General features: G+C 45.1%; 26 protein-coding genes. 19 read left to right on the forward strand and 7 right to left on the reverse strand.

Annotated elements, in window-relative coordinates; translation table 11 throughout:
- Window positions 1-53: 53 nt before the first annotated feature.
- Both AC2TF6_RS13700 and AC2TF6_RS13705 read right to left on the reverse strand, forming a co-directional pair.
- On the reverse strand, window positions 54-2,381 hold the full coding sequence (locus AC2TF6_RS13700; protein WP_491311648.1) for an ABC transporter permease: 2,328 nt from the start codon (window positions 2,379-2,381) through the stop codon (window positions 54-56).
- A gap of 2 nt (window positions 2,382-2,383) precedes the next feature.
- Window positions 2,384-3,088 carry an ABC transporter ATP-binding protein gene (locus AC2TF6_RS13705; RefSeq protein WP_491311492.1) on the reverse strand — a complete coding sequence of 235 codons (705 nt, stop codon included), beginning with the start codon at window positions 3,086-3,088 and terminating at the stop codon, window positions 2,384-2,386.
- A 257-nt stretch (window positions 3,089-3,345) separates the two neighbouring features.
- Between AC2TF6_RS13705 and AC2TF6_RS13710 the strand changes: the two genes are divergently transcribed.
- Genes AC2TF6_RS13710 through AC2TF6_RS13720 form a run of 3 tightly spaced genes read left to right on the forward strand, consistent with a single transcriptional unit; the run spans window position 3,346 to window position 5,293 of the window.
- Window positions 3,346-3,732 carry a GntR family transcriptional regulator gene (locus tag AC2TF6_RS13710; protein ID WP_491311493.1) on the forward strand — a complete coding sequence of 129 codons (387 nt, stop codon included), beginning with the start codon at window positions 3,346-3,348 and terminating at the stop codon, window positions 3,730-3,732.
- Between the two features lie 6 nt (window positions 3,733-3,738).
- Complete coding sequence (locus AC2TF6_RS13715) at window positions 3,739-4,608, forward strand: ATP-binding cassette domain-containing protein (protein ID WP_491311494.1); 870 nt, start codon at window positions 3,739-3,741, stop codon at window positions 4,606-4,608.
- Window position 4,609: 1 nt separating this feature from the next.
- A complete protein-coding gene (locus AC2TF6_RS13720) occupies window positions 4,610-5,293 on the forward strand; it encodes a hypothetical protein (RefSeq protein WP_491311495.1) in 684 nt (227 codons plus the stop codon).
- A gap of 191 nt (window positions 5,294-5,484) precedes the next feature.
- On the opposite strand, the gene AC2TF6_RS13725 is transcribed toward AC2TF6_RS13720, so the two are convergent.
- Both AC2TF6_RS13725 and AC2TF6_RS13730 read right to left on the reverse strand, forming a co-directional pair.
- Complete coding sequence (locus tag AC2TF6_RS13725) at window positions 5,485-5,724, reverse strand: hypothetical protein (RefSeq protein ID WP_491311496.1); 240 nt, start codon at window positions 5,722-5,724, stop codon at window positions 5,485-5,487.
- Window positions 5,725-6,056: 332 nt separating this feature from the next.
- On the reverse strand, window positions 6,057-6,710 hold the full coding sequence (locus AC2TF6_RS13730; RefSeq protein ID WP_491311497.1) for a glycosyltransferase: 654 nt from the start codon (window positions 6,708-6,710) through the stop codon (window positions 6,057-6,059).
- Window positions 6,711-7,307: 597 nt separating this feature from the next.
- On the opposite strand from AC2TF6_RS13730, the gene tnpA reads away from it, so the two are divergent.
- The 6 genes from tnpA to AC2TF6_RS13760 all read left to right on the forward strand — a co-directional run bounded on the left by tnpA (window position 7,308) and on the right by AC2TF6_RS13760 (window position 11,886).
- Window positions 7,308-7,610, forward strand: coding sequence for an IS66 family insertion sequence element accessory protein TnpA (gene tnpA / locus AC2TF6_RS13735; protein WP_014281220.1), 303 nt, complete (start codon window positions 7,308-7,310; stop codon window positions 7,608-7,610).
- Between the two features lie 47 nt (window positions 7,611-7,657).
- Entirely contained in the window at window positions 7,658-7,957 is a 300-nt protein-coding gene (gene tnpB / locus AC2TF6_RS13740; RefSeq protein WP_350339146.1) for an IS66 family insertion sequence element accessory protein TnpB, read from the forward strand.
- A 54-nt stretch (window positions 7,958-8,011) separates the two neighbouring features.
- Complete coding sequence (tnpC, locus tag AC2TF6_RS13745; protein WP_491311649.1) at window positions 8,012-9,580, forward strand: IS66 family transposase; 1,569 nt, start codon at window positions 8,012-8,014, stop codon at window positions 9,578-9,580.
- Window positions 9,581-9,685: 105 nt separating this feature from the next.
- Window positions 9,686-10,174 carry a hypothetical protein gene (locus AC2TF6_RS13750; RefSeq protein ID WP_491311498.1) on the forward strand — a complete coding sequence of 163 codons (489 nt, stop codon included), beginning with the start codon at window positions 9,686-9,688 and terminating at the stop codon, window positions 10,172-10,174.
- Between the two features lie 160 nt (window positions 10,175-10,334).
- The gene (locus AC2TF6_RS13755; protein WP_491311499.1) at window positions 10,335-10,757 is read left to right on the forward strand and encodes a hypothetical protein; all 423 of its coding nucleotides are present in this window, start codon (window positions 10,335-10,337) and stop codon (window positions 10,755-10,757) included.
- 718 nt (window positions 10,758-11,475) lie between these two features.
- A complete protein-coding gene (locus AC2TF6_RS13760; RefSeq protein ID WP_491311500.1) occupies window positions 11,476-11,886 on the forward strand; it encodes a fibronectin type III domain-containing protein in 411 nt (136 codons plus the stop codon).
- Between the two features lie 505 nt (window positions 11,887-12,391).
- Here the strand turns inward: AC2TF6_RS13760 and AC2TF6_RS13765 are convergent.
- Window positions 12,392-13,384 (reverse strand): NADP-dependent oxidoreductase, encoded by a 993-nt coding sequence (locus tag AC2TF6_RS13765; RefSeq protein WP_491311501.1) that lies wholly within the window; start codon window positions 13,382-13,384, stop codon window positions 12,392-12,394.
- A 172-nt stretch (window positions 13,385-13,556) separates the two neighbouring features.
- Here AC2TF6_RS13765 and AC2TF6_RS13770 point away from each other — a divergent pair, with 172 nt between their 5' ends.
- The 8 genes from AC2TF6_RS13770 (at window position 13,557) to AC2TF6_RS13805 (ending at window position 21,447) form a co-directional block, all read left to right on the forward strand.
- A complete protein-coding gene (locus tag AC2TF6_RS13770; RefSeq protein WP_491311650.1) occupies window positions 13,557-14,126 on the forward strand; it encodes a TetR/AcrR family transcriptional regulator in 570 nt (189 codons plus the stop codon).
- A 323-nt stretch (window positions 14,127-14,449) separates the two neighbouring features.
- Window positions 14,450-15,022, forward strand: a complete 573-nt coding sequence (locus AC2TF6_RS13775) for a TetR/AcrR family transcriptional regulator (protein WP_491311502.1) — start codon at window positions 14,450-14,452, stop codon at window positions 15,020-15,022.
- A 52-nt stretch (window positions 15,023-15,074) separates the two neighbouring features.
- Window positions 15,075-16,502, forward strand: coding sequence for a serine hydrolase domain-containing protein (locus AC2TF6_RS13780; protein ID WP_491311503.1), 1,428 nt, complete (start codon window positions 15,075-15,077; stop codon window positions 16,500-16,502).
- 250 nt (window positions 16,503-16,752) lie between these two features.
- On the forward strand, window positions 16,753-17,481 hold the full coding sequence (locus AC2TF6_RS13785; protein WP_491311504.1) for a YheC/YheD family protein: 729 nt from the start codon (window positions 16,753-16,755) through the stop codon (window positions 17,479-17,481).
- A 41-nt stretch (window positions 17,482-17,522) separates the two neighbouring features.
- On the forward strand, window positions 17,523-18,422 hold the full coding sequence (gene aepX / locus AC2TF6_RS13790; protein ID WP_491311505.1) for a phosphoenolpyruvate mutase: 900 nt from the start codon (window positions 17,523-17,525) through the stop codon (window positions 18,420-18,422).
- Window positions 18,422-19,582, forward strand: coding sequence for a phosphonopyruvate decarboxylase (aepY, locus tag AC2TF6_RS13795; RefSeq protein WP_491311506.1), 1,161 nt, complete (start codon window positions 18,422-18,424; stop codon window positions 19,580-19,582). Before aepX ends, aepY begins: the two co-directional genes overlap by 1 nt.
- Window positions 19,579-20,691, forward strand: a complete 1,113-nt coding sequence (locus AC2TF6_RS13800) for a 2-aminoethylphosphonate aminotransferase (protein WP_491311507.1) — start codon at window positions 19,579-19,581, stop codon at window positions 20,689-20,691. Before aepY ends, AC2TF6_RS13800 begins: the two co-directional genes overlap by 4 nt.
- A 15-nt stretch (window positions 20,692-20,706) precedes the next feature.
- Window positions 20,707-21,447: a YheC/YheD family protein gene (locus AC2TF6_RS13805; RefSeq protein WP_491311508.1), complete on the forward strand. Its 741-nt coding sequence runs from the start codon at window positions 20,707-20,709 to the stop codon at window positions 21,445-21,447.
- A 678-nt stretch (window positions 21,448-22,125) separates the two neighbouring features.
- Here AC2TF6_RS13805 and AC2TF6_RS13810 read toward each other — a convergent pair.
- Complete coding sequence (locus tag AC2TF6_RS13810) at window positions 22,126-22,758, reverse strand: flavin reductase family protein (RefSeq protein ID WP_491311509.1); 633 nt, start codon at window positions 22,756-22,758, stop codon at window positions 22,126-22,128.
- 161 nt (window positions 22,759-22,919) lie between these two features.
- Here AC2TF6_RS13810 and AC2TF6_RS13815 point away from each other — a divergent pair, with 161 nt between their 5' ends.
- Window positions 22,920-23,306, forward strand: coding sequence for a winged helix-turn-helix transcriptional regulator (locus AC2TF6_RS13815; RefSeq protein ID WP_491311510.1), 387 nt, complete (start codon window positions 22,920-22,922; stop codon window positions 23,304-23,306).
- 907 nt (window positions 23,307-24,213) lie between these two features.
- Here AC2TF6_RS13815 and AC2TF6_RS13820 read toward each other — a convergent pair.
- On the reverse strand, window positions 24,214-25,116 hold the full coding sequence (locus AC2TF6_RS13820; RefSeq protein ID WP_491311511.1) for an SDR family oxidoreductase: 903 nt from the start codon (window positions 25,114-25,116) through the stop codon (window positions 24,214-24,216).
- Window positions 25,117-25,673: 557 nt separating this feature from the next.
- Between AC2TF6_RS13820 and AC2TF6_RS13825 the strand changes: the two genes are divergently transcribed.
- Entirely contained in the window at window positions 25,674-26,009 is a 336-nt protein-coding gene (locus AC2TF6_RS13825) for a TetR-like C-terminal domain-containing protein (protein WP_491311651.1), read from the forward strand.
- The last annotated feature ends 329 nt before the right edge of the window (window positions 26,010-26,338 follow it).

Raw genomic sequence — 26,338 nt, forward strand, 5'->3', positions numbered from 1 at the left:
AGGCTGTTTTTGCTGATTATGTCAAGCCGTTATCGGGACTTAGGCGTCCCAAACTATTCTATGCTTTTCAAGGATTCAATCATATTAATTTGGGATACTTTCCGCCGAAGCAGTAAGTTAGAGAGAATGGTGAGTAAGAATGCGGCAGCAACAGCAACCGAAATGACGAACGGATTTAATTGATCCGGGATTTGCTGATGGCTACTTGATAATGCCTTTACAACAAGTGAATACACATAGCCGCTGATCGGCAGCGCTGCGAGGACCGCAAAGGTGGTGAGTATGATGTTTTCAAAAAAGATCAGCCGGTTTATTTTATTTTTTTGGTAGCCTAATACCTTAAGGGTTGCAAGCTCGCGGTTTCTTTCGTAAATGTTTATGGACGTTATCGTATAGATGGCGCCAAAAGAAAGCAGGACCGCACAAATGATAAACATGATAAATACAAAGCTGTTTTGTTTCAAAATATATTGAGCGGATTTCTTCAGATCACTCTTATCTGTAAGGGTATTTACATGTGGATCTTGTTCAAAGAAGTGACGAACGCTTGCAAGATCTGCAGAGCCGGCGGCTTCAATTAAGAGCGAGGCCGGGCTGTAATCAATGCCAAAACTCTTTAGATAAGCCGGTGTGATGTAAAACGATGGATTTGAGTACTGGGTAGATATTTGTAAAACCTTCATAGCGACAGACTTGTTTTTCAGCTCAGGGGCTGCGAACTTTATTTCGATCCTATCCCCTTCTGCAATTTGATATTTGTCGGCGTAAGATTTGGGTACCAACACACCGCCTTCTTCCAATGAAATCCTGTTCTCCTTATCGTCAAAGAAATGAAGGAGACGGTTATCTTTTTCAGTAACTACCAGAGTGGCATTCTCATGCTCATCGCCTTTGATGAATTCAATGGGGAGGGCGGCTAACCTGTACCTGTTTTTAATACCGGAGGGTAGTTCTGGCGGATCGGGAATCGTTCCCACCGTATAATCCACTCTTAAATCATAGGTATACACATCTTCAGTTTGGTTAACAACTTTTTGCAAGGCGGTCTGAGTGCCAAAAGCAGTGATTAATAAAACCGTGCTTACAACAACGCCAGTTGAACTCGCCAAAGCTTTTTGTTTATTTAACCCTATATTTCGGAAAATAAGTTTGTAGCTGTAGGGAATACGAGTCCAGATCCCCGGAATTCTTTCGATGATCAGCTTTTTCATCTTCTTAGGGGGTTTAGGGCGCATGGCCTGAGCCGCACGTTCTTTTAATACGGCTCTTCCGCTTACATAACAGGATAAACTCCCAAAAGCACTGGAGAAAATGATGGGAGGAATAAGGGTTAATAAAGACAGCGAGAATGTAATATCAGGCAGGGAGTAGGCCCTGGCGCTTGACGCTCTTACTAGGGGAATAAATACAGCAGCGGCAATGGCGCAGCCCAGGATGGAGCCTATGATGCTTACCAGCATAGGGTATCCCATGTAATGAAGCATGATGCTTCTGTTTTTTACGCCCAAAGCCTTCATTATACCCACTTGATTTCTTTGAGAATCTATCATCCTCGACATAATCAGAAATACGATAATCGCCTCAATCAAAAAGAGAACCAAAGGTACAACCTTACTCATCATGGTATTGTTATAGATGGTTTGAGTGATTTGAGAATAGTTGAAGGTCCGCTCTTTACTTACTTGGTTTAAATAGGCAAGTTGTCGGGACTGCGCTTCAATGGATTTACCTAATGTATCCATGTCGTAACCCTCTTCGGCATCAATCATGATTTCATTATAGGTAAAGCCGCCATCCAGGATTTCAGGTATTGTCTCTTCGGCCATATATGCGATTCCGTAAGCTTTGTGGTCTTGTGTCGGGTTTTTCTTGGCATATTCCGCGTTCTCACACAAGCCGCTAATGGTAAACGTAAAATCTCTACCATCCGTATGTATACGAATGTTATCACCGGTATGAAACTGATGTTCTTTTGCATAATGGGAGTCTAATACGATCTCTCCTTTTTTTGATGGGATACTGCCCTCGATCATCGTAAGCGTATTGATTTCATTGTTCACGGGAATCGAATGAATGGTTAACGAAGCTTTATCCTTATCAAAGACCTGCTTGGCATCCAACGTATAGCGTCCTTCTATTTTATGTATACCTTCAATTTTGCTTAAACCCGCCACTTCTTCTTTGGATATTTGATTGTAATACACATATAAGTCGCTTAAATTATGGTTTTTAAAATAATCTTTTGTATAAGAGCTGAGAGTATCGCTATAGGTGACCAGTCCCCCGTAGAAAAAAGCCCCCACAGCAACAACCAAAACCAGGGCTATAAATTGTCCTAAAGACTGTCTGATATCCCTTACTGATTTAGAAAATAATTTCATGATCACCACTCGATCCCTTCAACACTTTGTTTGTCTTTATTAATCGTTACACTTTCAATCATTCCGCTTTTAACCTTAATAATTTTGTCAGCCATCGGAGCAATAGCAGAATTATGGGTGACCAGAACGACGCATTTTTTCGTTTCCTTGTTCAAATCTTGAAGAAGCTTCAAGACGGACTTGCCTGTACCATAATCCAAAGCTCCGGTTGGTTCATCACAGAGTAAAAGTAAAGGGTTTTTGGCAACCGCTCTGGCTATGGCAACTCTTTGCTGTTCTCCTCCAGAGAGCTGGGAAGGGAAATTTTCGATCCGGTCCTGAAGTCCCACTTTATATAAAATATCTTTCGCATCCAGATAGTTTTTGCATACTTCCGTGGCGAACTCCACATTCTCCAAAGCGTTTAAATTCGGAATTAAGTTATAAAATTGGAACACAAAGCCCACTTTCTCACCGCGATATTCGGTCAACTTTTTTTCGCCTAGGCTAGTGATTTCCTGATCACCAACAAACACTTGACCTGACGTAGCCGTATCCATACCGCCAAGTATGTTCAAAATCGTGCTTTTACCGGCGCCGCTTGCACCCAAAATAACGACGAATTCCCCCTCCGCTATGGAAAAATCAACGCTATCAAGCGCTCTAATCTGCACTTCACCTATTTTGTATTCTTTCGATACGTTCTTGAATTCGATTAACTTTTTCACTTATGACATCTCCTCGTACAGAAATAATGAAACTCAAATTTCGAAAGTTATTTTGTGCTAAGTTATTTCAGTATGCATGTTAGTATGTTACTGATGTAGCATACTATAATGCGCTTGTGAATAATTGTCAATCACGAATGATTGGGTGTGCGAATCGTCAATGTCTTTTCCTATTTGGGACGTAAGCTACCTTGAAGCCTTTTATTGACAATTATTTGCCTATAAATTATAGTGTGCTGGATGGGTAACATACTAATATGCTGAATGGTGAGGGAATGAATGTAACTTTCGACGAAAAGCAGCCGATTTTTCAACAGGTGGCCGACATTATTGAGGACGATATTCTGAACGGCACTTTCCGCGTGGATGAGCAAATTCTTTCCGTGGCCCAGTTTTCCCAGCTGTTCCAGATTAATCCGGCGACCGTAGTGAAGGGAATCGGCCTGCTCGTAAATGAAGGTATTCTGTATAAAAAAAGAGGGCTTGGCATGTATGTCGCGGCTGATGCGAAGCAGAACATTCAGATTAAACGAAGAGACCGTTTCTATAAAGAACTGTTATCCAATCTGGTGAATGAAGCCGACAAACTCGGGCTGACAACCGAGGACATTATGAACATGATCAAACAGTTGAGAGAGGAATAGCGAATCGTGAGCATAGCATTGACCTGCGGCAATTTAACCCAAAAATACGGTCAAACTTACGCATTGTGCAATCTGGATCTGCAGTTGGAGGAAAACGTTATTTACGGTTTGCTCGGGCGTAACGGCGCCGGCAAAACGACGCTGCTTAACACGATCGCCGGCGGCATTTCCCCGAACTGCGGCTCAATCGAGGTAAGAGGGAAGAAGCTTGGGAAGGGAGAACTTCCGAAGGATTTCTGTTTCGTGCGCGAGAATAGCAAACACTTCGGAGGAGGGCGGATTATCGAAGTTTTGAAATTCGCCGCTAATTTTCATCCCAATTGGGACTGGACTTTTGCTCTGGAGCTGCTCAAAACGTTTCGGCTCGATCCGGACAAAAAAATCAGACAGCTTTCAAGAGGCACGGAATCGCTCGTAGGCAACATCATCGGTCTGGCCAGCCGGGCGCCGCTGACGTTATTCGACGAGCCGGTGCTCGGACTCGATGTTTTGATGCGGGAACAGTTTTACAAAGCGCTTTTGGCGGATTGCGCCAATCACCCCCGCACGGTCCTGCTGTCTACGCATTTAATTGACGAAATCGCCCCAGTTGCGGAAAGAGTTTATATTATTGAAGCGGGCTCGATCCTGCTTCATGATGAAATGGATCGGATACGCATGGCAGCTCATCTGATCCGAGGCAATTCGGAAGCCGTGGCTTCCTTTACAGCCGGAAAGCGAGTATTACATAAGGAGACATATGGTCACGGCACACTTGCCGCTATTTACGAAAAGTTGAATGATGGGGACAGGCAGCTGGCGCGGGAGATGAATATTTCGATTGAACATCTGACGCTTCAAACGTTTTTCTCGTATTTAATCAGAGGGGGTCATTGACTTGGGGGCATTGGCCGTTCATTTAAAGGCAACCTATTTGCAAATGAGGGTTTACATCTGGTGCGTCATTCTTCTTCTCCTGCTAGGAAAATTGGCGGAATTCATTGTGGGCCTCTTTATAGACAGCAGCCAAAGCAGGGGACTTTCGGGCGGCAACATCCTGATTCTCATATTGCCCCTTATCGCTATCGTGCTGCCGCTCATTTATTACAAACGCATCGTACATTTGGGCGCAAGCAGAGAGCACTATTTTAAGGGACTTCTATTCGTCTTTGCTGTCTACGCGGCAGCCATCGCTTTCATTAATTCTTTATGGGTTGTGATTGAATGGAATGTGATCCGGAATTACACGACCCCTGTTAATCTTATTAGGGCTTTTCATTGGAATGACTTTGGCTTGGCGGGTTCTTTCCTTTACCAAACCGCTTTTTATTTAATGGCGATGGCGCTGCTCTGCATGCTGATCTCCGGTTATTACCATCCTGCCGGGTGGCTGCTGTGGGCTCTGCTCATTACGGCGATCCCGGTCGGAACGGCGATTCCTTCGCTGCGCGTTCATGTCGTCTCTTTCTTCAAAGCCTTGTTATTCAACGGCTCGCTGCTTGCGGGCATCGGATTTAACCTGATTCTTTGTTTGGTTTTTGTGGCAGGCGGCTGGCTTTTTACCAAAGGAAGAACGCACTGAATAAATTCATTTATTAGAAACGTCGCGTTTTCAAGGGGAAAATATTCAATTTGCAAAAAAACACGAGATCAAAGAGAGGGCCATCCCGCAGAAAGATGGCCCTAAATCTTGCCGTTACAACCGGTACGGTGAACAGTAAATGATGGCAAAGGCTGTTGGAATCTTTCATTGATGAAGAATCGACACGAAGATTATCCTACACCGTCACTTTCTAACAAGGAATAAAAATTATCGCGGTCTTCGTCATCAAATTTGCCAAGTGTCCGTACCCTGACAAATTCATGTACGCCATACATGTCTATTTCCTCCCCGTACCCATTGTAGAGCGCGATCATATCGCCATCCTGATTCAACTCCATGTACCCGTAACAATTTGCTTCAGGCGCTTCACCGTAAAGGAGCAAAAAACTAATTTTGTCCACGCTGTTCATGCAGATCCTCCTTTTCTGCTTTTTTTGTGTATATCCCTGACCTCTGCACCGACCTGAAGAAAATTTTACGTGAAATCAGATGAATTGGAAAAAGCGATATCGCTTTTCATTCTCGGAAATTCATTCCTATTTCGAAAGCATAAGGGGGGATCCCTCGCTATGCCGCGCACTCGCACATTATCTCTTGACGAGATGCGATTTGGGGATTATGATAACGTGCCGGTCAACTCAACAAGGTAAATCAATAAAAAGGCCGACTTTTCGAAGTGCCTCGGCACCGAATCGTCAGCCCGTCATGGAAGGCTAATTTCATTAAGGTCTATCGCGCTGGCTTAAAACTTTCCAGGAAACTGTTTGACAATGCCATCTGTCAGGATATCGGCTAAATGAATCATATGGATCTCGTTTTTGTCGGTTGCTGCAATATCCGCTTTCCAATCTCCTTTGAGACAGGCCAGGACGATTTCCGTAATCAACTGAAGATGCGTATACAGCATATCTTGCAGCGTTTTAAACGGCCAGTTCGGATTCGCTGCGCTTAAAAATTTGGCGATATCGTCGGCGTTTCTATGCCAATCCGCCTCAAGCTTTTTCACGTCCGCCTGATTACCTGCTTTGGCCGCCGCTACAATTTTCACTGCGATCAGAATATGCTCTCTCAGAAGATCCGCCAGCTTATTGCCGGCCGCTTCTCCATAATACGGCTTGATGACATTGCCTATATCCTGTTGGTTCCGCAGAAGCCGGTCCAACACGTCTTTCTGATCTGGACGGTTAGATATGGCGCTGACAATATAGCTTCTTGTCCATATCGTATGGTCGATCCAAACTTTCTGCATATCAAGTTTCAATTGCACCATTTTGGGACTTAGGCAAGCCGAATCATTCTTCTCTTCCGTCTTCGCTTGCACGGAACCTACTGCCGGCGTCATGCTAAAAACGAGCGCCAAGGTTAACAGTATAGCCACCAAGCATTTGTTTTTCACATTCATTTGCTCCTCTGTACGTTTGAAGTAAAACAGGCTGTTTTAGTATGGGTTAAAACATCTGTTTTATACAGAAGATTGTTTACGGCGTTCCGCCAGTCTGCGAAGCCATGCATAGCGCACAACCTAAACTCATACGCTGACGCATTCAAGGCAGTGGAAGCAGACCAATTTAATAAATACCTTCAGGTTGGATACATTAAGGAAATTCGACGCAATAACTTGAGCATACGAAACCACCTGAAAAGAAACGAGACTTCCTGTAAAGGCATCATTTCTTTTCTGTAGGTAATGTTTTTGTAGGCCATATTCTAGAATAAATAATAAATAGAATAGACCTGAAGATAGGTATAAGGCTCTTTTAAAAGCACTACATGCTACCCGCATATGTTCTTTAATTAATACTCGGAAATGGAATATAATGGAGGAGGTCGTAGCCCAGGCGAAGGCGCGGGAGCGTCCTTTTTTGTTGAACTAACTGGCAGGATAATTCTGTTAAATGTAGAATATCAGTAAGCGTCAAATCTGACCCACCTGTTCAAAGGAAGTAAAGGCTGTCACAATGAGTCCATCATAGATCGAAAGGATGGACCATTCATGAAAGAGACGGGACAGGAAATATGGGCAAGACACATTGCAGCCTTCCAGAAAAGTGGGCAAACGATGCAGGCCTGGTGTGCCCAAGAAAATCTGAAAGTGCATCAGTTGAAATATTGGCTGTATAAATCTCCAAAAGTGAAATTAACGGAAACTTCTACGACCTTCCGTGCTGTGGCCGTCCAACATTCGCAGCATGAGCCTTTATGGGTGCAAGTTGGTGCTGCACGAATTGTTGTCCTTCCAGGCTTTGAACCACAGTTGCTTCGCGATGTGGTCGCTGCGCTCGATCTCCTATGCTGAATTTCGCATCAGCTTCACAGGTCTATTTGGCCTGTGGCTCCACAGACATGCGTAAATCCATTGACGGCTTGGCGGCCATTGTTCAGGAACAGTTTGCGCTGAGTCCCTTCTCCACAGCATGGTTTGTCTTTTGTAATCGCAGACGGGATAAGCTCAAGATCTTGCATTGGGATCACGCTGGCTTTTGGCTTTACTACCGTCGTTTGGAACGCGGAACCTTTCAGTGGCCTGCCGGCGGCAGTTCCCCACTGAGCCTGACGCAGCGAGAATTGCGATGGCTACTTGATGGTCTGTCACCCGAGCAAAGGCAGGCCCACCCGGCGATATCGCCCGAAGTCGCCATTTGAAAAACCTTTCTCCGTTTGGCAGGAAATCCCCTTGGCTTGTCGAAAGAAAAACAGATGAAGAACGAAACGGAATCCCTCACCCTGGCACAACTCCAGCAGCAAAATGAAAAGCTGGAGCAACAAAATACCGAACTTTCGGCTAAGCTCAAATGGTACGAGGAGCAGTTTCGTCTGGGACAGCAGAAGCGCTTCGGCGCTTCCAGCGAGAAGACACATCCCGATCAGCTCGAGTTGAACCTGTTCAATGAGGCAGAAGTGCTGGCTACGCCGGAAGGGCAAGCTCCCGAGATGGAGAAGGTCACCTATGAACGCCGAAAAACCACGGGAAAGCGCGAGGAAGACCTGACTAAGTTGCCTGTCGAGACGGTGACGTACACATTGGAAGAAGGCGAACAGATCTGTACATGCTGCAGCGGATCACTGCATGAGATGACGACTGAAACGCGTAGTGAAATTGCCGTGTTGCCACCGCAAGTAAAGGTCATTCGGCATGTGCGGCAGGTGTATGCCTGCCGTCACTGCGAGCGGCATGGCCTACAAACGCCCATCGTGACGGCGCCTATGCCTAAACCGGTGTACCCGGACAGCCTGGCTTCGCCTTCGGCGATGGCGCATGTGATGTGCCAAAAGTATGTGGATAGCCAGCCATTATACCGACAGGAGCAGCAGTTTGCCCGTATGGGCTATACGTTATCTCGGCAAACGATGGCGAACTGGATAATCTACGGCGCGGAGCAGTGGCTGTTGCCGGTGATTGCAGAAATGAAGAAACATCTCCTTCAGCAGGAAGCGCTGCATGCGGATGAGACCACTTTGCAAGTATTGCGAGAGCCGGGGAAATCGGCCGAGGCGACCTCCTATCTGTGGTTGTATCGAACGGGTCGCGGCGTACCGCCTGCCATGCTCTATGACTACCAGCGGACACGCGGTGGTGAGCATCCGCGAGACTTCTTAACGGGGTTCAAGGGATATTTACATGTGGATGCCTATCCAGGATACCATAAGGTCAAGAATGTGACGCTTGTCGGTTGCTGGGCACATGCACGGCGCAAATATGACGAGGCGTTGAAAGCATCGCCGGAGGCCAAGGGCAATCCTGAAACGGTAGCCGCGCAAGGTCTGGCGTATTGCAACCAGCTCTTTACACTGGAACGGGAGCTGAAAGAGGCCTCGCCGGGCGAACGTCACAAGGCCCGAGCAGAGCGAAGCCGCCCCGTGTTGGAAGCGTACCATGTGTGGCTGCGTCAGCAGAAATCTCGGACGATGCCTAAAAGTCTGCTGGGCCAGGCGATTGCCTATAGCTTAAACCAATGGGATAAGCTGACAGCGTTTCTGAAAGACGGTAGGCTGGAGATCGACAACAACCGGAGTGAGAGGTCGATCAAACCGTTTGTGATCGGGCGAAAGAACTGGCTTTTTGCGAATACACCTCGGGGCGCAAAAGCTAGTGCAGCAGTATACAGCGTGATTGAAACAGCGAAAGAGAACGGACTGCATCCGTTCCGGTACCTCAAGTACCTATTTGAGCAATTACCGCAGCTCCCTTATCTCCAAGCTTCGGAAACGCTTAAACCGCATATGCCCTGGTCCTCTTCATTACCAGATACCTGTCGCATGCCTTAATACTCTCATCCATCATACGCGGGCTTCCATCTGACTTCTAGGTGGGGCCTATTTGACGCTCACGAATATCACCACATGAACATTATTGAAAAGTAGGTAAACCAAATGGTGAAAATTCGTGGTAAAAGACGATATTATCGAAAAATAATAAAGAGGATTCAAAATTTCAACCATCACTTATCTGAAGAGAACAGCTGGTATAATATGTGGCACATTCACTTTGATGGGAAGGGGATAAGTGAGAAATTCAAGGACAGAAGAAGCCACATTAAGCATTATATTGAGCTATGTCGGAAAATCAAGGTTTCAGAATTATCAAACTCAAAACCATTTCAAGCTTGGATATTTTTAGACTCTGAATATCCAACATGTGATGCACTGTACTTACATACTTCTAACCCGCACAGTTCGTTTCCGTTTAAAAACCAAGATATTGTTTGGTTAAGTGAAGCAACGGAAATCCCCGAAATTCTGAAGGGGATAGTTAATTTGAATGAGTTTGAAGTTGGTGAATACAGGCATTCTGAAGGTAAAACGGACTATTTTATCTGGATGATTAATTTGGGCATGAGTCTTACGGATTCGTTGAACTAGCGGGAAACGAGTTGAATAAAGTGAGATCAAAGAAAGGGCCATTCCGCAAAGGGTATCATAAATAACTAATAAATTTTGAGTGAAACAAGGAGTATGAAAGCGTGAAGGCGTTATTTGTGGGAAAGATCATTTCCGATGTTAGAACAGAAAGGAGTTCGCTATGATTTGGATTGCTCCACCTTATGAAGTAGACAAAGTATCTATTATTTCTGTAGCAGAACGGGTCGAAAAACAAGCTAGATACATTAGACAGGCTGGGGCCGAACATTTCGCCATCATTAATTTCGTAATTGAGCCCTGTCAAGGTCACATCGGCTTTAAAAATGAGGCACTAATTCAAGATGATTTGAGAGGAAACAAAGAGTGGGAACAACTGTTTCCTATAATGATATGTCACATTTATGATGCTTTAAAAAATTTTATACAATATCAATATGATGAAAGAAATCTGGCAATTGGTAATTTCAAGTTCAAGCTCACGAGCCTTAAAATCCATCCCGGAGATAGCAAAGTAATGGATTTCGGAATAGCAGCTCATATCGGTTTGAGAGAAATCTTTCAAAATATAGAAGCAGATGAGTAATGCCTAGTAGTAATTCATATTGTAGGTAGAAATAACCATTAGCAAGTGTTTGTGGTAACTTGTACATACTTAGAGGATTTGGCGGTAAGTAGTCGTATATATATTGTGCAGTGACCTCTCAGAGAAACAACCGCCCCTAATAGGTTTGGAGCCAGCAGGCATCCCCTCCTGGATTTCTTTAACAGAAATGAGGCGCTCCATGTTCTTGGCGCTGCACATACTGATAAATTATCAACTTGTCAATGTGACAAGTTTTTTTTGCATTTAAAACAAAGAACTTAACAGAAGAAAGAAAATGTTTCTATCTGTCGAAAGAACATAAATTGAATGCAAATAGGTGATCATCAGTTGAATAATTTTATGCTTACGGGTACAAGCAAAAAGTCGCATCGTTGCGGCTTTTTTTATTTTAACGATACCAAGGTTACCAAAAAAAGTCTCCATAATAGTGTATGCGAAAGGAGCGAAAGCCGTACGACATCGAGGTCAAGATGGGACCCGCATTTTGACCTCGTTTCCACGAACAGCGTAGGGCGATCGAAAATGCGGGTACTCGGGTGTTTTTCCGATGGTCAGAGAAAGGCAAGCAATAATGTGGGATGGTGCATCGTGAACACTAAATAACACTTTTATTAAATGGAAATATATGATATATTTGGATTACAAAAGGAATTTTAACAACAGGTTTTTTTAATTTTAACTTATGAGGAGGATTTCTATGAAAAAGCAATGGATCGTCTTATCTGCGTTAGCTTCTGTTTTAGCGTTTGGACAAACTGCATTAGCAGCCGAAAATGTTCAAGGTGAAAACAACAGCCAAAAAACTACAAGCTTAAGTGAATCTGCGGCATATACGGAATATCAAGTAACATGGAATGCGGTTAGTGGAGTTGCAAATTATAAAATCAAAATAGTGAGAGTAGATTCGGGCGATGTGATTGTGCCGGTGACTGATTTGGGAACAGACCGAGTCTTTAAAGCTTCTCATCTTAAATCCTTAACTAAATATCGAGTTTGGGTTGCCGCTTATGATAGTAAAGGGAAATTGCTAGCTCAGAAAACAGAAGTAAAGACGACCGCTGATGAGATTGGCGGCATCATACGATGGAATCTCGAGTCATTAAGCTAAGTACGAGCTTCGTGATAGGGTACGGCGAAGCCGCGTTCTTTCCATGTTGGAAAGGACGCGGTTTTTTTCTTATTGGAGCGGCTGAAATAGGGGGACATATCGCTCAATCGCGATGTTATCTGTTGCACGACCTTTGCGATCCATGCTGATGCGAACATCGTGTTCCTTCAGTAATTCGATGTATTGTGGACTCGTACCAGCTAGCCGAGATACGCTCCGGAGCGAGGAGCCTATAGCTTGATTTTACGGATGATCAAGCATGGGCAAATGAAAAGAACTGGGGCTTTCGTCGTTATTTTGTTTCGAGGATTGTCAAATGTGAGCCTTGAAGTCTGTTTGCTTTCACTTCCCTATTATTTGCTTAAAAAGACGAAAACTAGCAATGGCGATGTAGGGGGGACCTAGCACCGCCATTGCTTTATTTTGTAAGATGATTTGATCAGGCAAGCTATCCATCAAGTGCGCAAACTTACTTTTGAGCACCCCATTTCACTAAGTAAGAGGTTTATACCATGTTTTTCGATATGACGATTTTTCCCCGTTTCGGCATCTCTTCGCTTTTGCGATACGCCTCAAGTAGGCCTTGAGCAGTAAAGGGATAGGTCTCATCGATATAGATACTCAATTTATTCTCTTTCATATGGCGAACAATAGATTCAAAATCGGGACGGTTAGGTCTTGCCTGGAAGTAATATGCGTCAATGTCGCGGACCTTCGGATATTGATTAATCGCGAATGCCACTAATGAAATATAGGTTCCGCCATCCTTGATGACCGAGTAGTTCTTCTTTCCGATTTCTCCCGGTAACCCGGTACCAAAAGTGGATCCAAAAGTGGATTGGTCCATAGCGGAATCCAATACGATATCAACAGGTTCTGTTATTTGGGTGGCAAAGTCGACTTTCCTGTAGTCGAACACCTCGTCCGCACCGAGTCCTTTGACGAAATCATGATTATAGTCCCTCGCGGTTGCGATAACATATGCTCCATGTTGCTTGGCCAACTGAACCGCCGCATGCCCCACACCTCCGGCGCCGGCTTGAACGAGGATGCGTTGTCCCGGTTGAAGACGGCCATGCTCAAACAGCGCTTGCCAAGCTGTCAGGGCAACCGCAGGCGCGGCACCTGCCTCTTCGAAGGAAAGACTCTCCGGGATAATGGCAAGATGATCTTCCTCCACCGCAACATAGTCCATGTAGGAACCCATCGGAACCATGCCCATGACACGATCCCCCGGCTTGAAATGACGCACTTTTTCTCCAACTTCTTTTACGATGCCGGCTACTTCATTACCAAGAACAAGCGGCAATTGAGCCGGAAATTTATCGGCCATCGGACTCTTAAGAATCGCGCCACTACGCAATAGCATATCTGCGGGATTGATGGACGAGACACGCATTTCGATGAGAACCTGTGTATTGGTGATTGTGGGAACCGGCACTTCCAGTTCCTCTAGCATTTCGGGGATTCCAAAGCTTGTCAAAGCAATTGCTTTCATGATTACGCCTCCTCATAAGTTAAACAAACGTTGAATTTTCAACATATGTTATATATAGTGAGCGTATCAAGGTGGTAGATAGTGTTCAATGGTTAAAACAAGCTCCGTTGTTGATTTTTCAACAGAGGGCTTCGATATGTTCATTTTGTATGAGATAAAGGGGGAGAAGGATATGGACAGGCGTATTCAAAAATCGAGGCAAGCGATTATGGATGCTTTTATGAGGTTGATGTCGGAAAAGGACTTCGAGAGCATGACGATCAACCAAATTGCGGAGGAAGCGAATGTCAATCGAGGAACGGTGTATCTGCATTTCGCTGACAAGTATGATCTGCGTGATCAATGCGTGGAAGCACAATTAAACCAGTTGCAGCTCAGTTGTATGCCTGAAGAGGGCTTGGTTCTTCTCACTTCCAAAACCGCGCTGCTGCGCACGTTTGAATATTTGGAACAGCATGCTTCATTCTATTCCATAATGCTGACTAGCAAGGGAAGCGCGGTTTTCCGAAACCAATTGGAGACAATGTTCCGGCAAAGTCTGAGCATGGTTTCGATCAGTCTCGATCGGGAGCTGAACAGGGACATTACGGTACAATTTTTAATTTCAGCGGGAGTGGGTTTATTGGAATGGTGGATTACCCGTTCGATGCCGTATCCACCATCGGTCATGGTTGAACAATATTGGAAATTGTTGAACAGATTCCAATTGCAAATGTTCGAAGAAAATAGCGTATTAAAATGACTCAAAACCGTTAGAGCCTCCAGTGTTTTGAACTATTGAGATACGATATTTCAATAAAACAGCGACAGTCTATCCTGAAATAACTGTCTTGACATCTTGTAGCACCATACAATGAAAGCTTCAATTGAATAGCTATAAAACTTGTTATGACCTTAGTCTGCGTTAATCGCAGACTATTTTTTTGCCGTTAAGCCCGTTATTGTGTTAGATAGAACATATATAGATAGGTTTATGTGAAGAAATCGAACAATGTGCAATTATTGACTTTATTCTATAAGGTCAGTATAATTTTGTTGGTCGACCAACCAAAAAGGTGGGATTGTATGAGCACACAGGATAAAAGGACACGATTAATCGAGGCGGCTTACAAAGTATTTGTAAAAAAGGGATATATGAACGCTTCGATAAAAGATATTGCAAACGAAGCCGATATAACACCAGGACTTGTTCATTATTATTTTAAAAATAAAGAGGAACTGTTGCTTTCCGTACAGGAAGAAGTCCAAAAGCATTACCAAAGGCAATATGACGGACAGCCTAATGACTCTGTAGACATCGAGGCAGTTCTACTTGAAATCAAATCCAGAGCGGTAGACAATCCCGACTGGTATCGTTGGCGATATGAAATTTATTCTTTAGGGATAAAAAGCGAAAGTGGCCATCTTGAACAGCAAGTAGGGTCTATTCTCAAGAATGGGAGAGATAGTCTTTCCATACCGTTGCAGCATTTAGCAGGCAATTCCCATCATGCTTCTGCGCTTGCCAGTATACTATTGGCTTGCTTCGACGGGCTAGCGCTTCAGAAAATTATTGACGATGAGTTTGATATCGACCACTCGTATAGATTATTGATTGAGCTCTTTGAGCTTTATTTAAGCAAGTCTCATTCTGTTTAACTTATATATGTTCACTTGAATATACAACTAAACTAACACGCAAGGTGATACTATGAAAAAATTAGTAATCTGTTTATTCGTCTTTCTGCTCGTTGCCCCTTCACTTTCTCTAGCCGCTGAAGGTCGCGATACGGCTCAACAAATCGAAACATTTATGAAAGAAGCACTGGAAGAATATCATATTCCCGGAGCTTCACTGGAAGTCGTACATAACGGTCAGACCATCTTTCAAGATAGCTGGGGGACAATGAGTGACGGGTCCGCCGTAACGGAAGACTCGACTTTTCTTATAGGGTCAGTAAGCAAGCCTTTGACTTCACTTGCTATTATGATGTTGGTGGAAGATGGAAAAATCAAGCTAGATGAACCGATAGAAACTTACATCCCTTGGTTTACTTATCAAACAGATGGCACAAAATCAATAACCGTGCGTCATCTATTAGAACAAACAAGCGGTATTAGCGCTTATGATGGAATGAAAGTGACAGATCAGCAAGGCCGTGATAAGGAGAATGGTATAACTCAAGCTGTTACAGAACTGAGCGGAGTACAGTTAAGGCGTATTCCGGGTGAAGCATATGAATATAATTCAGCTAACTATTTGCTCTTAGGAGCTATTATTGAGGCGGTATCCAACCAGTCATTCTCAGCATTTATGGATGCTCATATTTTCTCTCCTCTTAGCATGAACAATACTACTGCCGATTATGAAAGTGCGGTAGACAGAGGATTTGTGCCCGGCTTTCATTCATGGTTCGGCAAACCTGTTAAAGGTGATGGATTGTATGATCAATCGGGAGCGCCTTATGGTTATATGTCTTCAACCGCCAGTGATCTGACCAAATTTATAAAATTCATGCTAAACGGCGGAGAATTATTATCCGAACAAAGTTTAAAACAACTACAAGCCCCACCGGAAAATGGTAATCGATATGGTTTGGGTTGGCACTTCCCAAGATCGGGCAATAAATATCCTTACCATACGGGCGCAACGCCTGAATATAAATCGGAAATATTCTTTATTCCCGAACAAGATCTGGGTGCCGTTCTTTTAATGAATAAATACCATGAATTGGAAGCTGTTTCGTATTTAAGTATAATGGAAGGAATTCGATCCATTATAAACGGTAAAAATCCGGATTTGGTACAACTAAACGTTAGCACGCAATGGATTACGCTTGGTGTTGTATTATTGTTGGTTATTATATCTTTAATTAGTTTAATCCGTTTAAAACGTAGAACTACAATAAACAAAAAGTTATGGGTGTCTATGGGAATCCTCTCCGTCATTTTTGCTGTCGGACTGATTCCATTATTCACATCTAGTATGGGTATCTCATGGAGGACGGTTGGTCTTTTCCTTCCAGACGTCGAATTTCTCATTCAATGCCTAATTGCGATATTGGCAGGTCACGGTTTCCTAACCTTCCTCATTATTGCAGGGATAAGAAAAAATCAAAGTCTGAATATTGTTCGATGAAGGCGATAGAATTGGGCTATTGTGTGTACTTTACAAACTTGATTATATAACTTGAGCACACTTAGAAGGCTTATTCCATTTGTTGAAGATGGAGTGAGCCTTTTTTGCATGCAGAAAATCTAAGGAGATGAACAGACAATGGCAAAACATGAACAGGTAGTAAACCAAGACAGGGGTCCACGCAGGCGGAAATCCGAATGCATATGCTTACAGCATGCTTTACAAAACATTTAGACGAGAGGGATGACCAGTGTCCGTTGGAAAAATGAAAAAGTACAAAGTTATGTTGAAACATCCCGTTTTGCGTCCGCATTTACCTAAAACCCGCTGGTTTACGAAATCGAGGACCAAACGAATGCTGAAAACCTATTCATCGGTCTTCATAAAACCCAATCACGGGAGTGGCGGCAGCGGGATTATCCGGGTCAAGAGATTGAAAAAACGATACGAGGTTCGTAGTGCTTCAAGTCGAAAGGTTGTTCGATCGCGTTCTCTCTCTAAAGCCATTAAGTCATACCGGAAACCTGGACATCCGTATTTGGTACAGAAAGGACTTCGCTTAGCTAAGTACCATGGGTCGATTTTTGACATCCGGATTTACTTACAGAAGCCAAAGGGGAAATGGGTTATTTCCGGCGCGGTCGCTCGTGTCGCGGCACCTCGTAAGTATGTTACCAATTATCTTAAAGGAGGGCATGCAGTATCTTTGAAGCGGGCACTTTACAGTCTTTTTAAGCACAGCCGCACAAAAACGAAAACCTATTTGCGCAAAATTTCCAAACTATCCCTCATCATAGCCAAAACGATTAATAAACGGCATCCGGTTCGCGAATTGGGGGTTGACATTGCCATAGATAAGAAAGGTCGTATTTGGATTATTGAGGCCAATTCACGCCCCGGACATATGTTATTTACTCAACTTTCCGATCCTACTATGATCAAGACCATTATGAGAAACAAGCGTCTTATTCGAAAGTAGGTTCCATGCACGTTACTCTAGGGGAGAAGGAGAGCATTTCAATGAAAAAAACAAAGCAGTTTAGAGACTTGATCCATTCACAAAAACCGGAGTTTATTATGGAAGCCCATAATGGTCTGTCGGCCAAAATAGTGGAGGAGACTGGGTTTAAAGGAATCTGGGCCAGCGGGTTATCCATCTCTGCAGCGATGGGAGTAAGGGACAACAATGAGGCCTCCTGGACGCAAGTTTTGGATGTTTTGGAATTCATGAGTGATGCTACCTCCATCCCGATTTTGCTGGACGGAGATACGGGGTACGGCAACTTTAATAATGCAAGACGGCTAGTGAAAAAACTGGAACAGCGCCATATTGCGGGAGTATGCATTGAAGATAAGCAGTTCCCCAAAACGAATTCTTTTATTAACGGTCAAGAGCAGTCTTTGGCTGATATCGAAGAGTTTTCCGGAAAAATTAAAGCGATGAAAGATACCCAAACGGACGAGGACTTTACGGTGGTGGCCAGAGTAGAGGCATTTATTACGGGGAAAGGGCTTAAAGTGGCGCTGCAGCGGGCGGAGGCGTACCGGAAGGCAGGAGCCGATGCCGTATTTATACACAGCAAAAGATCGGATGTCGCAGAGATTGAAGCGTTCATGAAGGAATGGGCCGGAAGATTGCCGGTAGTGATCGTGCCTACCAAATACTATACGACCCCAACCGTGAGGTTTCAGGAGATGGGGATTAGCCTTGTGATCTGGGCAAACCATAATCTGAGGGCATCCATTCAAGCAATGAAACACTTATCTGACCGAATTTATCAAGATCAAAGCCTAGTTCATGTCGAAAAAGACGTCGCAACCCTGGAAGAAGTATTCAGACTTCAAGGGGCCGAAGAGCTGGAAGCTGCGGAACAGCAATACCTTCCGTCGTCAGAACCGGATTCGGGTGAGCGTGCATAATGGACACGAAATTGTTAGGAGAAGAGTTGAAAAAATTAGGATATACCTTTTTCAGCGGTGTTCCTTGTTCCTTTTTAAAAAACTTGATCAATTATGCCATAAACGAATGCGATTATGTGGCAGCGGCTAACGAAGGAGATGCGGTCGCTATTGCATCGGGAGCTTATGTAGGGGGGAAGAAGTCAGTAGTCCTTATGCAAAATTCAGGACTAACCAACGCTGTTTCGCCATTGACCTCCCTTAATTACCCTTTTCGTATTCCGCTGCTCGGATTTGTCAGCCTGCGCGGAGAGCCGGGCATACCTGATGAGCCTCAGCATGAACTAATGGGCCAGATTACAACGCAAATGCTGGATTTGATGGAGGTGGAATGGCAGTATCTCTCCAAAGATTTAGAGGAGGCAAAAAAGCAGCTGATTCAGGCTGACGAGCACATTGCCCGAAATCGCCCGTTCTTTTTTGTCGTTAAGAAAGGCACTTTCGACAAAGTGCAACTGCGAAATCAGCAAACCTCCATTCATTTAAATCAGATCCGTCAGCATGCTCATGCGGATCATCAAATGCCTACGCGGTATGAGGCATTATCTGCGATTAACTCCATGAAAGACGGCAATACTATACAGCTCGCGACAACGGGTAAAACCGGACGCGAACTGTATGAAATCGAAGATGCGGATAACAACCTGTATATGGTAGGTTCTATGGGATGCATCGGTTCCTTGGGACTCGGATTGGCTTTGAGCCAACCAAGCAAAGATATTTTCGTCATTGACGGAGACGGTTCTCTGTTGATGCGTATGGGGAGCCTGGCAACCAACGGGTATTATCAACCAGGCAACATGGTTCATATTCTGCTCGATAATAACGCCCATGAATCAACAGGCGGGCAAAGTACGGTATCCCATGGTATTAATTTTATAGATATTGCCGCTTCCTGCGGGTATATGAAGTCGATTCATGTTCACAGTCTCGAGGAACTACAAGCTTTTTTACAAGAATGGAAAGTGAATAGAGGACTTACGTTCGTGCTCCTGAGAATATCCAAAAGTTCCAAGGATCAGCTTGCTCGCCCGCATATGAAGCCTCACGAAGTAAAAGAACGTCTGCAGCGTTTTATTCATAACGATCCTTTGAAGGACAAGGAAGTGGGCGGTTCATGAGTTCCTCCGTCAAGAAAAACATCTTGCTTACCCCTGGTCCGGCAACGACTACAGAAAGTGTGAAACGGGCACAAGTGGTTCCGGATATTTGTCCTCGCGAAGCCGAGTTTGGGCAAATTATGGAGTATATTTCTACAGAACTTACCCGGCTGGTTGCAGACCCGGATCATTATGCGACCATATTGTTTGGCGGATCGGGTACTGCAGCGGTAGAATCCATCATCAGTTCGGTCCCGAATCACGATACGGTGGTCATTGTTAGCAATGGAGCCTATGGAAAACGGATGTGCGAGATAGCGAAAGTTTATGGAGTGAACTATCTTGAATTCAATAGTCCTCCCGATGATGCTATTGATTTGGCTGATTTAGAAAGGTATATCCAATCCTCCAAACGCACCGTCTCCCATCTGGCCGTCGTACATCATGAGACGACAACGGGTCTGCTTAACAAGATAAAGGATATCGGAGCATTATGCAAAAGGTATCAAATCGACATGATTGTAGATGCCATGAGCTCATTTGCGGCCATTCCGATTCAATTGAAGGAAATGAACATTGCCTACCTGGCGGCAAGCTCCAACAAAAACTTACAGGGAATGGCCGGGGTTTCGTTCGTGATAGCCGAAAAAAATAAATTGGAGAATTTGAAAGGCCAGAAACCAAGAAGCTATTATTTGAATTTGTATGCTCAATACAACTATTTTGTGGAACATGGGCAGATGCGGTTTACTCCTCCAGTCCAAACCTTATATGCGCTTAGACAAGCGATTGAGGAATTAAAGCAGGAGGGAGTGGATAAAAGGTACGAAAGGTACGCGACATCCTGGAAAACCTTAATTAACGGGTTAGCCCGATTGGGTCTAACCTATATCGTCCCCGAAGAGCATCATTCCAAAATTCTTACTTCCATTCTCGAACCTCAATGTGCGGGCTACGACTTTCAATCTATGCATGATTATTTTTACAGCAAAGGCATTATGATTTATCCCGGCAAACTTGAGAAACTAAATACGTTCCGGATCGCCAATATAGGTGATATAACGTATAAGGAAATGGAGTTATTTTTGGAATTGCTTGAACGCTATCTCAGCAGCATAAAATCTGGATGAGAAAGGTGGAGTCCTATGGGATCGACAACAAGAAATAAGTGGTACAAATATTTGATATTGAGAAGGTATGCATCTCTAAAGCGATACGTACCCAAGACGAGGCTCCTGAACCGGCATAATTTTTCGAAACTTCTCTCCAAGTACACGCATGTTATCTTGAAGCCGGTGTGGGGGAGCCGCGGACGGGGTATCATTCAAGTCTCCTGGAAAGGAAGACATAAGTACGCCGTACATTACGAGAATAGAAAAATTATAATTCGGGGTAGAACCAAAACGTATCGTTATATTAGAAGAAAAATCGGGAACGCCAGTTATATGGTTCAACGCAGAATTACCCGTCCGACCATCCACAAACGCCCCTTTGATATGAGAGTCATCATTCAACGGAGAATTTACTCATCTTCATGGGTAGTCACAGGAAAGGTTATCAAAGTTGCAGGTAAAGGTTATATCGTTTCCAACCATACACGGAGTAAGGGGACATTGCACCGTTTTAAATCCGGGATTAGACGATCTTCCGTTCGGCACCTGTCCGCCAGTGCGTTAGAGTCCCATATTGATCGTGTTTCCATACGTTCCGCGAAGAGATTAAGCGCATTTTTTCCGGGACACCGTATATATGGACTGGACATCGGAATAAACCGGAAAGGACGTATCGGAATTATTGAAGCTAATCTTTATCCGGCAAGTTCCCATTTCCTTAAACTGAAGGATAAAAAGATGTATTACCGCATTATGGATTACAAAAACGGGTAAGACAAAATGGAAACTTTTTTTGTACAAATTAAGAAAGCGTCTATAGATAATAAGAGGTGGCTCTGTATTAATCAGGGTCATCTTTTTAAATGTCCATTGGGATTTGCCTCGTGACGGCGTGCGTCCCGCTTTAATAATCAATCTTCCATGATAAACGGGTAACGGATGACCCAGTCCAACCCGATGAAACGGGGAGCCCCCGGAACATAATTTGTGAGACAAGAGCATATATGCTTAAAAGTCGCGTAGCAGCGGCTTTTTTTACTTTAACGATATAGGTTCTTGTCACAAGTCAGTGACAAGAACCTATATTGTTTCCCATAATTGAGGATCTTTCTCAAGACGCAAAGAGAACGATGTGAGTTAAGCGTAGAAAACGCGACGTCCAGGCAGTAACGCAGGTGACTTGCGGGAACCGGTGAAGTCCGCAGAAACGCCCTTGTATTTGTAGTTACACTGTAAGGGGAATGGAATACAGCCAGCTCACGCAATTTCACGAAACCCGCATTTATACGATGTGATTACGATAAGGGAAGACAACCTGATCTGTGGAATACGCTGTAGTGAAATCGGCTAATGGAGCGGTTCTTCAGTTCTGTGTTCTGGAGGAAAAAAGAAACACATCGAGCAATTTGAAATGGAGAAAGATTTGTCATGACGAAGATGACATTTGCATCGCTAAATATTCTTATCAGTTACATTTATAAATGAAAATGTAGATGTCAGTCCGGCATAGTCACCGGCTAAGCTTGCCAATGGCTTCCATTTATCCACTACTGTTTTATAATTTCCCGCATACGAAGCGGAGTCCATTTGCACGTGCTCTATGATTCCAAGAACCAGATGATCTCCACCGACGGGTATAATTCGATCGAGTTTTAGCTCGAAAGCGATCGGGGCTTCAAGTACCGCTGGTACATTGACGCACTTACAGGGCTTGGGCGTGACTCCTGCAAGTTCAAACTCATTCTTTAACGGCCCGACATTAGCGGACGAACGCTGCATCGCTTCGCCTAGAGGCTCGGAAACCATATTAATAACATACTCTCCGAGCTCACGAATATTGGTCAGCGTATCCTTGACCGTACCGTCTCGTTCGCCTACGCCCGGGCCGATGGAAATCAGCAGTGTTGGTGGGTTACGGGAAGCAACAGTAAAAAAACTAAAGGGAGCCAAATTTAATACGCCTTCCTTGCTTTTGGACGAAACCCACGCAATGGGTCTCGGTACAACTGAACCGATCATCAATTTATACATTTCATGCTCACTTAAATCGCTCGTATTAAACTCGATTGCATCATAACTTGGCATAATTATTATCCTTTCATTACTTTCTCCGGCGGCAGTTTCGGTTTAAACTGTTAACCAGAGAGAAGTTAACTGCTTGCACTTGGAACTCATACTAACACATATCCTCAAAAAAAATAGTATGCACTTTAAAGTGTGTACTTACTTTAAGGGAAGGGAACTTGATGATGAAACAGACCGAATCTACGAAAAAACAGAATAGCCTGACTCCGTTTGACTATACTTTAACCATGATTGGCGGCAAATGGAAAATGAAAATCATGTATCAATTAACCTGCCAAGAGGTTATACGCTACGGTGAGCTCAAGCGGCGCATTCCAGACATTACTCACAAGGTCCTGAGCTCCCAGTTGAAGGAGCTAGAAGAAAGCAATATTGTCAATCGGAAAGAATACCGACAAACACCTCCTAAGGTGGAATATTCTTTAACTCCAAGGGGCAGAACCTTGATGCCAATTCTGGAGGCTATGTGCAAATGGGGGATGCACAATCTCTCTAGTAATTTAAGTATTGAGCCTGCAGAAAATAGCAGCTACGGAACCAGACAGTAAAATATAGTGGAGGTAAAACGATTACGCTTGAGAAAATGAAGGTATCGGATTCGCCCAGTTTGATTAAAATTTGGTCTGATCCAGATGAATACTAATTGTTTTACTGATGAAAATCAGGCAAAAGATATGATTAAACTCCTTGATGAACTTTTGAGCGCGGCGTCCGCTGTACAGCGGACGGACTCGCATGGATTGAGCGGGAATGGGGATACGCAGGCTTGAATCATTCCCTTTATCACGATCTGCTTAATGAGACAAAATCGATCGAGAATCTGAAAGACTTGTCATCCGAATTTCGGCGCATACGGCAAATGTCGGATGACAAGAACTTATATCGTTTGCCGTATTAGGACAAGAACATATATCGTTAACCGCAATTGAAGATATTCTCAATGCATTGTTATGAAAGCAACCCTAGCTGTGACCAGAAGAGAGTACTACTAGCGGTGAGGAGGTAAGAGGCGCGGCGGAGATACAGGACGTCATCGATTTGTCAAATCCAAATACTTGTTTATTGTATTTTTATGAAACTTTTTTCAAAAGCCTCCCTAGAGGGGGCTTTTGCTTGGAGAACGCAAAAGTCCCCTCCGTCGTTATGGCGGAAGGGGCTGAACTTTCTTATCAATCGGGGTCCCCCGAGTCCACAGTGGTTGAGCTCCGCTCCCGTCGGCGCGTCTGGAATACTGCCGCTAAGATGAGGAAACCTGCGATGAGCGTGACTACGCTTCGAACCTGCAGCGTGGGAATGGCTCCGGTGGTGAAGGAGGCAGGGGCTTCGGAACCGCCAAATTGATGGCGGCGACAAGGTCCACGACCAAGATGGTACACGCGCACACGCAAGCCAGAACCAGGCCCTGCTGCCGTGACGGGTTCAGGGCAGCAGGGGCCATCGTCTGTGGGGCGCACATTATTTCCCGGCTTCCTTGTACGCACCGGCCAAGATGTCATCAATTAGAGTCGGCCCGGCGGGCGTCCATTCGAGCAGTTCACGGGTGCGTTCGCTGGAGCCGTTCATGGATAGTTTGAAGAATCTGCCGACAAAACCGAAGTGCGCAACTGCATCCTCCGGCGTGATCGTCGCCACCGGGATATCGAGGGCGCGTCCGATGGCTTCGGCGATCGCCCGGGTGGAGATGGTTTCCTCTGCAACGGCATGCAGGCGTGATCCGGCCTGCGCCTTCTCGAGTCCAAGCCGGATGAGCTTGGCGGCATCGGAACGGTGCACCGCGGACCATGCGTGGGAACCGTCATCGATGTATCCGGACACGCCATGCTTGCGTGCAGCGCTCACCAGGAATTTGACAAAGCCCCAGTCTCCGGCCCCGTGAACCGTCGGTGCGAACCGGATGATGATAGTCCGTACTCCGCGACCGACGTAGTCGAGAGCGAGGTTCTCAGCGCCGCCTCGATGAGAGTCCGGGCTCACGTCAGGCGACGGGTCCGTCTCCAGTATCGGCCGCCCCTGATACAGACCGGACATTCCAGTCGCGACCATGAAAGGCCGGTTGGTACCGACTAGCGCCTCGGCAAGGGTTTCGACTGCAGTCCGCTCAGCACGGTCAGACTCCGCCGGATTTGCAAAGTCGTGCTTGTTCGCCAGGTGAACGACTCCCTCCGCCTCGGTAGCCCCGCGGCGGAGGGAGTCGAGATCATCGAGATCCCCGCGCAGAACCTTCGCGCCTTTCGCCTCGAGCGACGCAGCAGAAACGTCCGAACGGACCAACCCGACGACCTTGTGTCCAGCTTTCAGCAGCTCATCTACGGTGGCCGATCCAATCCACCCTGTTGCTCCAGTGACAAATACATTCATTCATGTTACCTCCTTGCAGCCCTTCTGTGGGCTACGGCATATTTTTTGCGGTTACTCGCATCCTCAGAATACGAGACGACATCCGTCCCCTTTATTTACGAGACAGTGTGTAACTTAATTTACTATAAACGGTGCATGGTGTCCAGTATTTTTTTTAAAACAAGTCGTGGGTGAATGCCGTCTTAGCGACAAGAGGGCTTACAGCCCCCGCGAACAGGGCCGCATACGAGGTGAAGGCGACGGGTTTGGGTTAGCCACATATAATCAGAAAATGGACAAGGAGCAACGTCCCCTTGTATAATTGAGATATGGATAAAGAACACAATCCCGTCGGTCGTCCCCGAAACGAGCAAGCGAGGACGGCTATTCTAAATGCAGTTGACGACCTCTTGTTCGAGGTCGGGTATGCGGCAATGACGATGAAGGGCATCTCCGATAGGGCCGGAGTGTCCAGGCAGACCGTGTATCGATGGTGGTCACACAAAGCGGAGATCCTGTTTGAGGCCAGCGCAGCCGATGCGGAGGAGGAGCTTGCGATTAGTCTCTCAGGAGATCCTTTGGACGACATCACGGCCTACCTGGAAGCACTTCTACGCTTCCTCGCGCACTCACTGGCCGGTGCCGCCTATCGGGCACTCCTCGGTGAAGCGCAGCATGACTCCGTCGTGGCGGAGCTGCTCTCCGCGAAAGACCCGCTCGGCGATAGCGCTCGTGTCGTGATCGAGCGCGCGCTCGGGAAGGATACGCTGCCAGTCCCGCTCGACCAAGCCACTGCCTTGCTGATTGGACCGAGCTTCTACTGGATCTTGAGCGGACGCGATCCCGCTCAACTTGTCCCGCGGGAGCTGGCCGAGAATTTTATTCACGACCTCCAGCCGCGACAGTCCCGGTGAACGAAGGCTCATCCCGGCGACGGTGCCTCCAAAATTTCATAGCCGGAATTTGGTTAAACAGGGCTTCAGAGAACCGACTACATGAGTTTATAAGTAAAATGCAGCGCGTATCCGTTAGGATGCGGGCTGCATTTTACTTATCAGCTATTAATACAAAATAATGGAGCAGTATATTGCATACCAGAATCAGCACTGGCTAAGAAACGACTTTGAGAAGTTTATAAATGAATGAACCCAACTTAGGTTTGCAAATTATATTTATTAGTCGGATATTTGTGGGATTAGAAATGAGAGGAGTGATGTCTTATGAGAAGACATTTAATCGATAA

It is taken from the genome of Paenibacillus sp. JNUCC 35, from assembly GCF_058269095.1.

Excerpts from the sequence above, each read along its gene's own strand:
- AC2TF6_RS13780 (WP_491311503.1), top strand. The coding sequence starts at position 15,075 with ATGAAAAAATTAGTAATCTGTTTATTCGTCTTTCTGCTCGTTGCCCCT.
- AC2TF6_RS13805 (WP_491311508.1), top strand. The coding sequence starts at position 20,707 with ATGGGATCGACAACAAGAAATAAGTGGTACAAATATTTGATATTGAGA.
- aepY (WP_491311506.1), top strand. The coding sequence starts at position 18,422 with ATGGACACGAAATTGTTAGGAGAAGAGTTGAAAAAATTAGGATATACC.
- AC2TF6_RS13810 (WP_491311509.1), bottom strand. The coding sequence starts at position 22,758 with ATGCCAAGTTATGATGCAATCGAGTTTAATACGAGCGATTTAAGTGAG.
- AC2TF6_RS13820 (WP_491311511.1), bottom strand. The coding sequence starts at position 25,116 with ATGAATGTATTTGTCACTGGAGCAACAGGGTGGATTGGATCGGCCACC.
- aepX (WP_491311505.1), top strand. The coding sequence starts at position 17,523 with ATGAAAAAAACAAAGCAGTTTAGAGACTTGATCCATTCACAAAAACCG.
- AC2TF6_RS13710 (WP_491311493.1), top strand. The coding sequence starts at position 3,346 with ATGCTGAATGGTGAGGGAATGAATGTAACTTTCGACGAAAAGCAGCCG.
- tnpB (WP_350339146.1), top strand. The coding sequence starts at position 7,658 with ATGCGTAAATCCATTGACGGCTTGGCGGCCATTGTTCAGGAACAGTTT.
- AC2TF6_RS13700 (WP_491311648.1), bottom strand. The coding sequence starts at position 2,381 with ATGAAATTATTTTCTAAATCAGTAAGGGATATCAGACAGTCTTTAGGA.
- tnpC (WP_491311649.1), top strand. The coding sequence starts at position 8,012 with ATGAAGAACGAAACGGAATCCCTCACCCTGGCACAACTCCAGCAGCAA.
- AC2TF6_RS13755 (WP_491311499.1), top strand. The coding sequence starts at position 10,335 with ATGATTTGGATTGCTCCACCTTATGAAGTAGACAAAGTATCTATTATT.
- AC2TF6_RS13775 (WP_491311502.1), top strand. The coding sequence starts at position 14,450 with ATGAGCACACAGGATAAAAGGACACGATTAATCGAGGCGGCTTACAAA.
- AC2TF6_RS13800 (WP_491311507.1), top strand. The coding sequence starts at position 19,579 with ATGAGTTCCTCCGTCAAGAAAAACATCTTGCTTACCCCTGGTCCGGCA.
- AC2TF6_RS13770 (WP_491311650.1), top strand. The coding sequence starts at position 13,557 with ATGGACAGGCGTATTCAAAAATCGAGGCAAGCGATTATGGATGCTTTT.
- AC2TF6_RS13815 (WP_491311510.1), top strand. The coding sequence starts at position 22,920 with ATGATGAAACAGACCGAATCTACGAAAAAACAGAATAGCCTGACTCCG.
- AC2TF6_RS13725 (WP_491311496.1), bottom strand. The coding sequence starts at position 5,724 with ATGAACAGCGTGGACAAAATTAGTTTTTTGCTCCTTTACGGTGAAGCG.
- tnpA (WP_014281220.1), top strand. The coding sequence starts at position 7,308 with ATGAAAGAGACGGGACAGGAAATATGGGCAAGACACATTGCAGCCTTC.
- AC2TF6_RS13750 (WP_491311498.1), top strand. The coding sequence starts at position 9,686 with ATGGTGAAAATTCGTGGTAAAAGACGATATTATCGAAAAATAATAAAG.
- AC2TF6_RS13765 (WP_491311501.1), bottom strand. The coding sequence starts at position 13,384 with ATGAAAGCAATTGCTTTGACAAGCTTTGGAATCCCCGAAATGCTAGAG.
- AC2TF6_RS13760 (WP_491311500.1), top strand. The coding sequence starts at position 11,476 with ATGAAAAAGCAATGGATCGTCTTATCTGCGTTAGCTTCTGTTTTAGCG.